General features: G+C 68.6%; 10 protein-coding genes and 1 tRNA gene. 6 read left to right on the forward strand and 5 right to left on the reverse strand.

The genetic code is table 11. The annotated features are described in order from the left end of the window. Positions 1 to 28: 28 nt before the first annotated feature. The gene (locus tag O2K97_RS00185; protein WP_269219995.1) at positions 29 to 3,415 is read left to right on the forward strand and encodes a PAS-domain containing protein; all 3,387 of its coding nucleotides are present in this window, start codon (positions 29 to 31) and stop codon (positions 3,413 to 3,415) included. An 11-nt stretch (positions 3,416 to 3,426) separates the two neighbouring features. On the opposite strand, the gene O2K97_RS00190 is transcribed toward O2K97_RS00185, so the two are convergent. Continuing rightward, a complete protein-coding gene (locus O2K97_RS00190; RefSeq protein ID WP_269219996.1) occupies positions 3,427 to 4,035 on the reverse strand; it encodes a response regulator transcription factor in 609 nt (202 codons plus the stop codon). Positions 4,036 to 4,199: 164 nt separating this feature from the next. On the opposite strand from O2K97_RS00190, the gene O2K97_RS00195 reads away from it, so the two are divergent. The 4 genes from O2K97_RS00195 (at position 4,200) to O2K97_RS00210 (ending at position 8,704) form a co-directional block, all read left to right on the forward strand. After that, positions 4,200 to 5,567, forward strand: coding sequence for a DcaP family trimeric outer membrane transporter (locus O2K97_RS00195; RefSeq protein WP_269219997.1), 1,368 nt, complete (start codon positions 4,200 to 4,202; stop codon positions 5,565 to 5,567). A 4-nt stretch (positions 5,568 to 5,571) separates the two neighbouring features. Then, positions 5,572 to 7,527 (forward strand): acetate--CoA ligase, encoded by a 1,956-nt coding sequence (gene acs / locus O2K97_RS00200; RefSeq protein ID WP_269219998.1) that lies wholly within the window; start codon positions 5,572 to 5,574, stop codon positions 7,525 to 7,527. A 68-nt stretch (positions 7,528 to 7,595) separates the two neighbouring features. Beyond that, positions 7,596 to 8,591, forward strand: a complete 996-nt coding sequence (locus tag O2K97_RS00205; protein ID WP_269219999.1) for a bile acid:sodium symporter family protein — start codon at positions 7,596 to 7,598, stop codon at positions 8,589 to 8,591. 39 nt (positions 8,592 to 8,630) lie between these two features. After that, positions 8,631 to 8,704, forward strand: a tRNA-Gly gene (locus tag O2K97_RS00210). 46 nt (positions 8,705 to 8,750) lie between these two features. Here O2K97_RS00210 and O2K97_RS00215 read toward each other — a convergent pair. The 4 genes from O2K97_RS00215 to O2K97_RS00230 all read right to left on the reverse strand — a co-directional run bounded on the left by O2K97_RS00215 (position 8,751) and on the right by O2K97_RS00230 (position 11,720). Then, positions 8,751 to 9,713, reverse strand: coding sequence for a TraB/GumN family protein (locus O2K97_RS00215; RefSeq protein ID WP_269220000.1), 963 nt, complete (start codon positions 9,711 to 9,713; stop codon positions 8,751 to 8,753). A 44-nt stretch (positions 9,714 to 9,757) separates the two neighbouring features. Next, the gene (locus tag O2K97_RS00220) at positions 9,758 to 9,955 is read right to left on the reverse strand and encodes a helix-turn-helix transcriptional regulator (RefSeq protein ID WP_055754453.1); all 198 of its coding nucleotides are present in this window, start codon (positions 9,953 to 9,955) and stop codon (positions 9,758 to 9,760) included. A 3-nt stretch (positions 9,956 to 9,958) separates the two neighbouring features. Next, positions 9,959 to 10,417: a hypothetical protein gene (locus O2K97_RS00225; protein WP_017505629.1), complete on the reverse strand. Its 459-nt coding sequence runs from the start codon at positions 10,415 to 10,417 to the stop codon at positions 9,959 to 9,961. Between the two features lie 85 nt (positions 10,418 to 10,502). After that, entirely contained in the window at positions 10,503 to 11,720 is a 1,218-nt protein-coding gene (locus tag O2K97_RS00230) for a DNA recombination protein RmuC (protein ID WP_269220001.1), read from the reverse strand. A gap of 120 nt (positions 11,721 to 11,840) precedes the next feature. On the opposite strand from O2K97_RS00230, the gene O2K97_RS00235 reads away from it, so the two are divergent. After that, the gene (locus O2K97_RS00235) at positions 11,841 to 12,203 is read left to right on the forward strand and encodes a hypothetical protein (RefSeq protein WP_269220002.1); all 363 of its coding nucleotides are present in this window, start codon (positions 11,841 to 11,843) and stop codon (positions 12,201 to 12,203) included.

Raw genomic sequence — 12,203 nt, forward strand, 5'->3', positions numbered from 1 at the left:
GGCCCGCCTTTCGCTTGTGAAACACCCCGTGCCCGGTTCAGATGCCCCGATGTTCAGCCTGACGATCCTCGGCCTGGTCGCCGCCTATATGGCGGTGCTGTTCGCCGTCGCCTGGTCTCAGGAACGGCCGTCGGCGCGCGCGCGCGGCAAGGGGCTGGGGCCGTCGGTCTACGCCCTGTCGCTGGCGATCTACTGCACCTCATGGACCTACTATGGCGCGGTCGGCACGGCGGCGCGCGACGGGTGGGAGTATCTGCCCATCTACATTGGCCCGGTCATCGGCCTGACCCTGCTGTTTCCGCTATGGCGCCGGATCGCGGCGGCCGCCCGGCGCGAGAACGTGGGCTCCATGGCCGACTTCGTGGCCTCGCGTTACGGCAAGAGCCAGACCCTGGGCGCGGCCGTCACCGTCGTCGCCATCCTGGGGTCGCTGCCCTATATCGCGCTGCAGCTGAAGTCGCTGTCGATGGCCGGCGCCCTGCTGACCGCCGGCACGCCGGTTGCGGGGTCCGAGGGTCTGACGGTCCTGGTGCTGGCCGGGGTGCTGGCCTTCTTCGCCATCCTGTTTGGCGCCCGTCGTCCCGACCTGACCGAGCACAATCGCGGCCTGATCCAGGCTATCGGCTTGGAATCAATGGTCAAGCTGGGCGCCCTGCTGTTTGTCGCCGTCTTCGCCCTGGTCCTGCTGCTGAACGAAGGCTCGCCCCCGCGCATCATCGAAGGCCTGGGCGCCCTGGCCGCGCCGCCCGAGGTCACGCCGCGCTTCACCGCCATCACCCTGCTGTCGACCCTGGCCATCTTCTGCCTGCCGCGACAGTTCCATGTCGCCTTCGTGGAGGGCGGTCAGCCGTCGGACGTGAAACGGGCGCGCTGGATCTTTCCGCTCTATCTGCTGCTGACCAGCCTGGCGGTGCTGCCGCTGGTGGCGGCGGGCGCCCTGTTTGCGCCGTCGGTGAATCCAGACCTGCTGGTGCTGGCCCTTCCGTTCCAGCGCGGCGAGACCCTGCTGACGGCCGTGGTCTTCGTCGGCGGTTTTTCCGCCGCCACCGCCATGGTCATCGTCGAGGCCGTCGCCCTGTCGGCCATGGTGTCCAACAGCCTGATCCTGCCCTTCCTGGCCCGCGAGCGTTGGCGGGTGCGCGGCGACGCCTCAGACATGGCGGGGACCATCCTTCAGGTCCGGCGCGGGGCCATCGTCGCGGTCCTGCTGCTGGCCTGGCTCTATTATCAGGCGACGGACCAGTCGCGCGGTCTGGCGGCCATGGGGCTGGTGTCCTTCGCCGCGATGGCCCAGCTGGCGCCGGCCCTGTTCGGCGCGGTCCTGTGGCGCGGCGGCCATGCGCAAGGGGCGCTGGCGGGCATGACGGTCGGCATGGGCGTCTGGATCGTCATGCTGGCCCTGCCGCAGCTGTCGCCCAGCGCGCCCTGGCACCTGCACGTCATGCTGGGGGTCAAGGACCCGCTGGCGCTCGGCGTCTTCGTCAGCCTTGCGCTGAACCTGGCGGCCTATGTCGGCGTGTCGCGCTTTGCTCAGCCCCGCCTGATCGACCGGGTTCAGGCCCGCGCCTTCGTGGATCGGCTGGGACCGGACTGGATGGAGGCCCGGCCCGCGCCGTCGGGCGCCTCGGTCGGCGATCTGCGCGCCCTGGTCGCCCGCTTCATCGGCGACGAACGGGCCGAGCGCGCCTTCACCGCCTGGGGCGATGAGACCGCTGCCAAGCTGCGCGACGCCGACCCGGCCGATGCGGCCCTGGCCCGCGCCGCCGAGCGGATGCTGGCCGGCGCCATCGGCGCGGCCTCGGCCCGGCGGGTCATCGCGGCCGCGCTGGCCGGCGTCGGGCGCGCGCCCGAGGACGTGGTGAGGATGCTGGACGAGGCGTCCCAAGCGGTTCAGTTCAACCGCGACCTGCTGCAGACCACCCTCGACAACATCGACCAGGGCGTGATCGTGGTGGACGAGGATCTGCGCGTCACCGCCTGGAACCGGCGCTACGTCGCCATGTTCGACCTGCCGGCGGGCTTCGTCCACGTCGGCCTCCCCATCGCCGTCATCTATCGGCTGAACGCCGAGCGCGGCGAGAGCCCCGACGACATCGAGGCCTGGGTCGAGCGGCGGTTGGAGGCGCTGAGCCGCCGCATCCCCCACGATCACGAACGCCAGCAGCCCGACGGCCGAGTGCTGCGCTCCTCCGGCGCGCCGATCCCCGGCGGCGGCTACGCCACCAGCTACACCGACATCACCGCCCTGCGCCAGGCCGCGCGCGAGTTGGAGGAGGCCAACGAACGGCTGGAGGCGCGCGTTGCGGACCGCACCGCCCGGCTGGACGAGGCCCGGCGCGTGGCCGAAGACGCCACGGCGTCCAAGACCCGGTTCCTGGCCGCCGCCAGCCACGACCTGCTGCAACCGCTGCACGCCGCCCGCCTCTTCATCGCCGCCTTGAAGGAGGAGCCGGCGTTGGAAGACGCGACCAGCCGCACCCTGGCGGTCAACGCAGACCGCGCCATCGACAGCGCCCACCGTCTGCTGACCGCCCTGCTGAACCTGTCCAAGCTGGAGGCCGGCGGCGTGCGGACCAATGTCGCGCGACTGTCGCTGGGCGGCCTGTTCGACGAACTGCGCCGCGAGTTCGCGCCCGTGGCCGAGGCCAAGGGTCTGGACCTGACCGTGATGTCCAGCGGCCTGTGGGTCGCGTCCGACCGCGACCTGCTGCGCTCCATGCTGCAGAATCTGGTGGCGAACGCCATCCGCTATACGGATGCCGGCCGGGTGCTGGTCGGAGCGCGTCGGCGGGGCGAGACGGTGCAGCTGTTCGTCTGCGACACCGGACGCGGCATTCCCGACACGGAACACGAAACCGTCTTCGGCGAGTTCGTGCGTTTGCCGGGCGCCGTCGATGAACCGGGCGCGGGCCTGGGTTTGGCGATCGTGCGCCGCCTGTCCAGCCTGCTCGATCACCCGCTGGAGCTGAGTTCCCGTGTGGGGCGCGGCACGACCTTTAGGATCACCGTGCCACGCAGCGCGGCCGATATGGTCCCCGATGTCGCGCCGGTGCGCGAGGCGCGCCTGCCGCTGGCGGGCCTGCGCGTGTTGTGCGTGGACAATGAGCCGGTGATCCTAGACGCGCTGAACGCCCTGCTCAGCCGCTGGGGCGCGCGGCCGACGCTGGTCGCCAGCGTCGAGGCGGCGAAGGCGGCGCAAGGGCCGTTCGACGCCGCCGTCGTCGATCTGCATCTGGGCGACGGGCCCGAAGGGTTCGCCGTCATCGACTGGCTGAGGCCCCAGGGCGTGCGCCGCATCGCCCTGGTCACGGCCGACACCCGCGACGGGCTGAACGAGCAGGCGACGGCGGCCGGCGCCGTCCTTCTGCCCAAGCCGATCAAGCCGGCGGCGCTGAAGGCCTTCCTGTCGAGCTAGGACTTGGCGAGTTAAGCCGGGTCCAGCGACTTGGCCAGGATCACCGCCTGGGTTCGGTTCTGAACGCCCAACTTGCGGAACACGCTGGTCAGGTGCGCCTTGATGGTGGCTTCGGACACACCCAGGTCGAAGGCGATCTGCTTGTTGAGCCGGCCGGCCTTCAACCCTTCCAGGATGCGCAGTTGCGACGGCGTCAGACTGGCCACGCGGCCAGCCAGATCGTCGTCGGCCTCGGGCACATCCGGCGCCCAGCTGTCGCCGGCCAGAATGGCGGCGATGGCCTCGACCATCTGCGGCAGGGACGAAGACTTGGGGATGAAGCCGGCGGCGCCCAGACCCAGAGCGTGGCGCACCACCGGCGCATCCTCGCTGGCCGACACCACCGCCACCGGCACAGTCGGCTGCTCGGCCCGCACGGCGGCGAGCCCCGCCATCCCTTCGCTGTCCGACAGCTTCAGATCCAGCAGCAACAGATCGACGGGCCCCGCGACCATCGCGGCCCGGGCTTCGGCCAGGCTGGCGCATTCCACCACCTCCGCGCCCGGCGCCGCCTTGTCGACGGCCGAGCGCAGGGCGGCGCGAAACAGCGGATGGTCGTCGGCGACGACGATGCGATCCATGGGCTTCCTTCCGTGCGCGGCGTCTGACCGGCCGCGTCGTCGCCATCATGGCGCGGTTCGACTTTGGTCGAAATTAGACCAATGGCCAATGGCCTCGCTCTGTCCAAGGCGGAAAGGTTTGGGAAGGGACGCACGCGTTAGACGGGCGCGGGAGGATTTTCATCATGATCAAGACACGTCTATCGGCAGGCCTGTTTTCCAGCGCCGCCGCGATCGCCCTGCTCTCGGCGCCGGGGCTCGCTTCGGCACAGACCAGCCAGGCGGCGCTAGAGGCCCGCATCGCTCAACTCGAAAGCGAGCTGAACGCCCTGAAGACGGAGGTGGTCGCCGCCCGAACCCAGCAAGCGGCGCAACAGCAGGACATCATCCGCCTGGAGACCCGCCCGGCCGCGCCCGCCCCGGTCCAGCAGGCGGCGGCGCCCGCCGCGCCCAGCGACGGCTTCCGCATTGGCGACCACACGGTCAAGTTCGGCGGCTTCGTGAAGGTGGACGCCTACGCCAGCCGCTACTCGGGCGGCGACCCGGCCAACGGCGACGCGCTGCGTGAATTCCACATTCCCGGCTCCATCCCCATCGGCGGGACCGATGAGGATACGGCGACCGACTTCAACGCCCGCCAGACCCGGTTCTGGCTGACCACCGACGGCATGGTCGGCGGCCACAAGATCGGCACGCGGATGGAGATGGACTTCCAGACCCTGCCCGGCGCCGGCGACCAGCGCACCACCAGCCCGGCCAACCCGGCCCTGCGTCGCGCCTTCATCACCATCGACAACTGGCTGATCGGCCAGGAATGGACCAACTTCCAGAACACCGCCGTCCTGCCCGAATCCGCCGACTTCATCGGCGCGGCCGAGGGCACGGTCTTCGCCCGTCAGGTCCAGGTTCGCTACACCCGCGGGCCCTTCTCGGTCTCGGTCGAGAACCCCGAGACGACGGTGACTCCGTTCGGCGGCGGCGCGCGCATCGTCGCCGACGACAGCACCCTGCCGGACTTCACCGCCCGCTATGCGGTGTCCAAGCCCTGGGGCGACTTCCAGATCGCCGGGCTGCTGCGCCAGCTGAAATATCAGAGCCCGGCCAGCAACATCGATTCCACCGCGACCGGCTGGGGCCTGTCGGCCTCGACCAAGATCAAGGTCGGCGCCAAGGACGACCTGCGCCTGATGGTGACGGGCGGCGAGGGCATCGGCCGCTATGTCGGTCTGAACTTCTCCAACGACGCGGTGCTGAACGGCTCGGGCGATCTGGATGCGATCGGCGTCGTCGCCGGCTTCGCCGCCTATCGCCACGTCTGGGCGCCCGGCTGGCGTTCCAGCCTGATCTGGTCGGCGCAGAAGGTGGACAATGACCTGGCCTTCACAGGCCTGGCCGCCAACCGTTCGGCCCAGAGCCTCCATGCCAACTTGATCTGGTCGCCGGTTACGGCGTTTGATGTCGGGGCCGAGCTGATGTTCGCAGACCGCGAGATCGAAACCGGCGCCAGCGGCGACATGACCCGTCTGATCCTGTTCGCCAAATACGGATTCTGATGTGATGCCGGAGACGTCTCGCGTGCCTGATCCCGCCCTCTATCCCGTCCCCGCCGACTGGGCCGCCAAGGCCCATATGAACCGGGAAACGTATGAGGCGGCGCGGATCGCCGCGCGCGAGACTCCCGACGCCTTCTGGGCCGAACAGGCCAAACGTCTGGACTGGATCACCCCGCCGACCCGGATCAAGGACGTCTCCTTCAACAAGGAAGATTTCCGCATCCGCTGGTTCGAGGACGGCGTCCTGAACGTCTCGGCGAACTGCATCGACCGTCACCTGCCCCACCGCAAGGACGAGACGGCGATCATTTGGGAAGGCGACGATCCCGCCGACAGCCGCCGCATCACCTTCGGCGAACTGCACGCCGAGGTGTGTCGTATGGCCAATGTGCTGAAGGCGCATGGGGCCAAGAAGGGCGACCGGATCACCCTGTATCTGCCCATGATCCCCGAGGCCGCCTACGCCATGCTGGCCTGCGCGCGGATCGGCGCGGTGCATTCGGTCGTCTTCGGCGGCTTCTCGCCCGACAGCCTGTGCGGCCGGATCGAGGACTGCGGTTCCAACCTGGTCATCACCGCCGACGAAGGTCTGCGCGGCGGCAAGCACATTCCGTTGAAAGCCAATGTCGACGAGGCCCTGACGAAGGTGAAGGTCGACACCGTCCTGGTCATCCGCCGCACCGGCGCGGACGTGCCGATGATCGAGGGCCGCGACTTCGACTATGGGCAGGAGGCCGCCAAGGCCGAAGCCGACTGCCCGCCCGAGCCGATGAACGCCGAGGATCCGCTGTTCATCCTCTACACCTCCGGCTCAACGGGGAAGCCCAAGGGCGTGCTGCACACCACGGGCGGCTACCTGTTCTGGGCCGCCTGGACGCACGAGATCGTCTTCGACTATCGCCCCGGCGAGGTCTTCTGGTGCACAGCCGACGTGGGCTGGGTCACGGGCCACTCCTACATGGTCTATGGCCCGCTCGCGAATGCGGCGACGACCCTGATGTTCGAGGGCGTGCCCAACCATCCCGACGCCGGACGTTTCTGGCAGGTGGTGGACAAGCACAAGGTCGAGATCTTCTACACCGCGCCGACGGCCCTGCGCGCCCTGATGCGCGAAGGCGATGCGCCGGTGAAGGCCTCATCGCGCGCCTCGCTGCGACTGCTCGGCACGGTGGGCGAACCGATCAATCCAGAGGCGTGGCGCTGGTATCACGAGGTGGTCGGCGACGGCCGTTGCCCCATCGTGGACACCTGGTGGCAGACCGAGACGGGCGGCCATCTGATCACCCCCCTGCCCGGCGCCACCGACCTGAAGCCCGGATCGGCGACCCTGCCCCTGCCCGGCGTCGAGCTTCAGATCGTGGACGCCGAAGGTCAACCGCTGGAGGGCGCCGTCTCCGGCAACCTGTGCATCACCGACAGCTGGCCGGGTCAGATGCGCACCGTTTATGGCGACGATCAGCGCTTCTTCGACACCTATTTCTCGACCTATCCCGGCCGCTACTTCACCGGCGACGGCTGCCGTCGGGACGAGGACGGCTATTACTGGATCACCGGCCGGGTGGACGACGTCATCAATGTGTCCGGCCACCGGATGGGCACGGCCGAGGTCGAGAGCGCGCTGGTCCTGCACGACGATGTCGCCGAGGCGGCGGTCGTCGGCTATCCGCACGACATCAAGGGGCAGGGCATCTACGCCTATGTCACCCTGAACAACGGGGTCGAGGCGACCGAGGATCTGAGAAAGGCGCTGGTCGCCCACGTTCGACACGAGATCGGCCCCATCGCGGCCCCCGACGTGATCCAGTGGGCGCCGGGTCTGCCTAAGACCCGCTCGGGCAAGATCATGCGCCGCATCCTGCGCAAGATCGCCGAAAACGAGATCGGCGCGCTGGGCGATACCTCGACCCTGGCCGACCCGTCGGTCGTGGACGATCTGGTCAAGAACCGCGCCGGGGCCTGAAGACCCGGGTTAAATGCGCGGGCTGATGCGCCTATCTGTGCGTCAGCCCGCCGTCGCCTGAGCCGTCCATGCCTCGTTTCCTGTCCCGCCTGCCGATCGACGGCTATCTGCTGGCCCTGATCGGCATGGTGATCCTGGCGGCGCTGTTCCCCGCCAGCGGACAGGCGGCCGTCGTCATGGACGGGGTGGTCAAGGCGGCCATCGCCCTGCTGTTCTTCCTGTACGGCGCGCGGATGTCGCCGGCGGCCATCGGCGCGGGGCTGCTGCACTGGCGGCTTCAGGGCACGGTCTTCCTGTCGACCTTCCTGCTGTTTCCGCTGCTGGGGCTTGGGCTGGTCTTCCTGATGCGGGGGGCGCTTCAGCCCGATCTGCTGACGGGGATGCTGTATCTGTGCCTGCTGCCGTCCACGGTGCAGTCGTCCATCGCCTTCACCTCCATCGCCGGCGGCAATGTCGCGGGCGCCCTGACCAGCGCCAGCCTGTCGAACCTGCTGGGCGTGATCGTGACGCCGCTGCTGGTCGCCCTGCTGATCGGCGGCGCCAACGGCGGCATCCATCTGCAGTCCATCCTGGACATCGGTCTGCAGATCCTGGCCCCCTTCGCCGTGGGCCAGCTGTGCCGCCCGCTGCTGAAGGACTGGCTGACGCGTCACGCAAAACTGACCGGCCTGGTGGACCGCGGCTCCATCCTGCTGATCGTCTATGCCGCCTTCAGCGAGGGCGTCGTCGCCGGCGTCTGGTCCCAGGTCGCGCCGCTGGATCTGGCCAAGGTCGTCGGCCTGAACATCGCCCTGCTGGCCATCGTCCTGGCCCTGACCCTGTTCGCCGGGCGCGCGCTGAAGTTCGACCGACCCGACCGGATCGTCATCCTGTTCTGCGGCTCCAAGAAGAGCATGGCCACCGGCATCCCCATGGCCGGCATCCTGTTCGCCGGTCACGCCGTGCCGCTGATCGTCCTGCCGATCATGCTGTTCCACCAGATCCAGCTGTTCGCCTGCACGATCATCGCCCAGCGCTATGCGCGCGAGAATGAAGCGCGCGCCCAGATTCCGGTCTTAACTTGAGCCCCGCCCAGCCATGAGATAGACCAGCCTCAGGCCATCGCGGGCATGATGTAGTGGTAGCCTGAAAGCTTCCCAAGCTTTTCGTGCGGGTTCGATTCCCGCTGCCCGCTCCAGCCGTTGACGAAGGCGCGACGTCGCCGCCGCGCCTTCCTTCCGACCTCAGTTCGCCGCTTCGACCGTCACGCCGCGCTTTTGCAGGATGGTCTGGACGCTGTCGTCGCCGGTCAGGTGGGCCGCGCCGACGGCGATGAAGGCGGTGCCGGAGCCTTCAAGCATCGTCTGAATCTGGTTGGCCCAGTCGGTGTTCCGATCGACCAGAACGGACTGATAGAGGGCCGGCGAGGCCTCCTTCATTTCCTTGATCGTCACGCGGTCCAGCGTGGCGACGTCGCCCCGGGCCCAGGCCTCGACCATTTCATCCAGCTTGGTGGCGGCGTTCTCGTAGTCCTTCAGAGTCTCGCGCAGGAAGACGAGTTGTACGTCGTCGGGCAGGCCGGCCAGGATGCCGATCTGTTTGTCGATGGTCTCGAAGCCGTGGATCGGCTTGCCCGCCGCCTCGGCCCGCGCCTTCAGCACCAGCTCCACGCCCGACTTGGGATCGTAGCCGGCCTTGATCAGCGGCGCGACCGACAGGCTGAGCGCCGCCAGCCAGGGTTTCATCGGCTGAAGCTGGGCGGCGGAGGCGCCCATGGCCTGGGCGGCCGCATCCAGTTCGGCGTTTTCTTCCGGCGTCAGGCGGCTGGAAAGGGGCGTCTCGGGCGACAGACCGTGCTGCTGGATCAGCGGCATGATGGCGGCCTGGTCATCCGGATTGCTGATCTCGAACCAGATGTCCGAGGCGCTGTCGAAGGCGGCCTCGACGCGAGGGCTGGCCCATCCGGTCGTCGGGCGAAGCACATGGACCGAGCCGAACAGATACAGCGTCGAGTCCGCATCCTTGACCACCCACAGGGCGGGACCTTCGCCCTGGATCGGCGCAGGAGCGGCAGGCGCGGCGGTCTGGGCCAGGGCGTCGGCCGGGACGCCCGCGATGGCGACGAACAGGGCCAGGCCGCCGGCGACACCCACGGCGCCGCGCGCCAGGCTGGAAACGGACGACAGAAGGCGATCGGTGAAGGTCATGAGAGGTCTCGTTGTTGTCGAAAATGAAGGAAATGCAGGACGGATCAGGCCTGATCGTCTGAGAAGATGGATTCGATGGGCTGGCCGAAGACGCGAGCGATCTTGAAGGCCAGCGGCAGGGAGGGGTCGTAACGGCCGGTCTCCAGCGCGTTCACGGTCTGGCGCGACACGCCCAGATGTTCGGCCAGCTGCGCCTGGCTCCAGTCGCGTTCGGCCCGCAGGACCTTGAGACGATTGTTCATGGCTCAGCCCCGCATCCGCGCCAGCCACCACCAGGCCCAGACGACGGTATAGCCGATCAGCATGGGGGCGATCATCAAGGCGGCGCCGGCGGACATGTAGTCGATGGGCGAGCCGCCCGATCCGATCTCGCGCGCGATGACCTCGCGCCACGGCCCCGCCGAGGACAGGATCAGGCCCACGCCGCTGACGCACATGCCAGCCGTGCCGCCCCAGTACCAGGCCGCCTTGTGCGCCTCACGCGCGGCTTCATCGATGACCCGCATCCATTCGGCGCCGACCCACAGCGAGCCGGCCATGATGGTGGCGGCGAAGACGGCGGTGAAGATCATCTCCCCCATCTCCGAACCGATCCAGCCGGCGCGGGCGGCGTATCCCATCGCGATCCCGCCGACCAAGGCGAACACCAATCCGCCGCCGAAGGTGATTGCAATCGCCTTGATTACCGGCCGCCACTTGCGCATGAGTCAACACCCCTTGTCCTATTGACAAGCTACATTGACATCACGGCGTCGGCGCTGTCAAGCGCCCTTTCCACAGAATGAGGCCCTACTCCGCCTTGGCGGCGGCGATCAGTTCGGGGCGGGCGATGGCGCGGGGCGCGCTTTCGACCGGCGTTAGATCCGGCAAGGCTTTGCCCTCGTGATCGACCTGCAGATCCTCGAACCGGCGAGCCGAGACCATGACCTGGCTCTCCAGCGAGCCGACGAACTGATTGTACTTGCCGACAGCCGTGTCCAGCGCGCGTCCGACGGCGGAGGCATGACCGCCCATGACCGACAGCCGCTTGTAGAGTTCGCGGCCCAGGGCGGCGACCTTATCGGCATTGGCCGCCTGTTCTTCCGCGCGCCAGCCATAGGCGACGGCCTTGCACAGGGCGAACAGGGTTGAGGGCGTGACGATGACGACGCGCGAGGCCATCGCCTGGGTCATCAGGTCCGGCTCATGGTCCAGAGCCGTGACCAGGAAGGCATCGCCGGGCACGAACAGGACGACGAAATCTGGGCTGGGTTTGAACTGGTCCTGATAGGCCTTGGACGACAGCTGGCGCACATGGGTCTTCAGGCTGGCGGCGGTGCGCAGACCGACGGAGCGGGCGCGCGCCTCCTCGTCGCCCTCCCCGTCGTCGAAGGCCAGCGGAACCTTGGCGTCGATCACGAACATGCCGCCGCCGGGCAGGCGGACGATGAAGTCGGGCCGGTTCTGGCGGCCCTCGTCGTCGGCGCTGGACGTCTGTTCGGTGAAGTCGAACCGCCCCGCCATGCCGGCGGCCTCCAGGACGTTACGGCACGTCTGCTCGCCCCAGCGGCCGCGACGGCCCGTATTGCCGCGCAAGGCCTCGGTCAGCCTGCGCGCCTCGTCGCGCGTGGCGGACGAGGCCGTCATCAGTTGGGCCAGTTGCTCGCGCAGGCCCCCGGTCTCTTCGGAGCGCGTCTTCTCCAACGCGGCGACATGCTCCTGGAACTTGGTCAGGGTGTCGGCGACAGGTTTCAGCTGGGCGGCCATCCGCTCGCGCGCCAGCTGGTCCTGAGCGCGGAAGGTCTCGGTCGCGCGACTGACCATCTGATCCGCCACGACCTGGGCCGACTGCGCCGCCTGGGCCTTGAGCAGTTCGCCCATGGTCACACGGCTTTCCTCGACCAGATCGATGCGCGCCTCGGCCGCCGCCAGCGCGCCGCTCGTCTTCTGCCAGCCCATATAGGCCCACAGAAAACCGCCTGCGAACGCGGCGGCCAGGACAGCGAGGATCGGCACAAGCATGTTCATGCTCCGTTCCTAACGGGAGTCGCCCTCAATGAGAAGCGGGGCCCTTCCGGCGCCGCTTGTCCGGAACGTCGCCGTTGCGATGACGTTGGTGTCTCAGCCATTTGCACGAAGGACCCGCCCATGACCCCGGAAAAGCCCCACCGACACGACACTGCCGCCGATGCGGTGCACGACGGCCGGCCGGTCGACGCCGAACTGGTGCGCAGCGGACGCAAGAACGCGCGCATCGCCGTCATCCTGGCGGTTTCGACCCTCGCCGCCGCGGTGCTGCTGTTGGGCCTGTGGTTCGTGACCAACGGCGCTTTCAACGCCAAGAACGCTGAGACGGGTCCTGAGGCCGCCGCCGCCGAGACCCAAGCGTTCGCGGGTGACAGCCAGACGCCGCCCGCCGCCGACGCGCCAACGGATTCGACGGGCCGCGCCGTCGCCACACCGACGGGCGAAGCGCCGAACGTCAACGCCCCGACCGTGCCTTCGAACTAA

It is taken from the genome of Brevundimonas vesicularis (genome assembly GCF_027105095.1).
GTDB lineage: Bacteria > Pseudomonadota > Alphaproteobacteria > Caulobacterales > Caulobacteraceae > Brevundimonas > Brevundimonas vesicularis_E.

What these genes read in the sequence shown, in the direction of transcription:
- O2K97_RS00190 (WP_269219996.1), bottom strand. Translation starts at nt 4,035, where the DNA reads ATGGATCGCATCGTCGTCGCCGACGACCATCCGCTGTTTCGCGCCGCC.
- O2K97_RS00195 (WP_269219997.1), top strand. Translation starts at nt 4,200, where the DNA reads ATGATCAAGACACGTCTATCGGCAGGCCTGTTTTCCAGCGCCGCCGCG.
- acs (WP_269219998.1), top strand. Translation starts at nt 5,572, where the DNA reads ATGCCGGAGACGTCTCGCGTGCCTGATCCCGCCCTCTATCCCGTCCCC.
- O2K97_RS00205 (WP_269219999.1), top strand. Translation starts at nt 7,596, where the DNA reads ATGCCTCGTTTCCTGTCCCGCCTGCCGATCGACGGCTATCTGCTGGCC.
- O2K97_RS00215 (WP_269220000.1), bottom strand. Translation starts at nt 9,713, where the DNA reads ATGACCTTCACCGATCGCCTTCTGTCGTCCGTTTCCAGCCTGGCGCGC.
- O2K97_RS00220 (WP_055754453.1), bottom strand. Translation starts at nt 9,955, where the DNA reads ATGAACAATCGTCTCAAGGTCCTGCGGGCCGAACGCGACTGGAGCCAG.
- O2K97_RS00225 (WP_017505629.1), bottom strand. Translation starts at nt 10,417, where the DNA reads ATGCGCAAGTGGCGGCCGGTAATCAAGGCGATTGCAATCACCTTCGGC.
- O2K97_RS00230 (WP_269220001.1), bottom strand. Translation starts at nt 11,720, where the DNA reads ATGAACATGCTTGTGCCGATCCTCGCTGTCCTGGCCGCCGCGTTCGCA.
- O2K97_RS00235 (WP_269220002.1), top strand. Translation starts at nt 11,841, where the DNA reads ATGACCCCGGAAAAGCCCCACCGACACGACACTGCCGCCGATGCGGTG.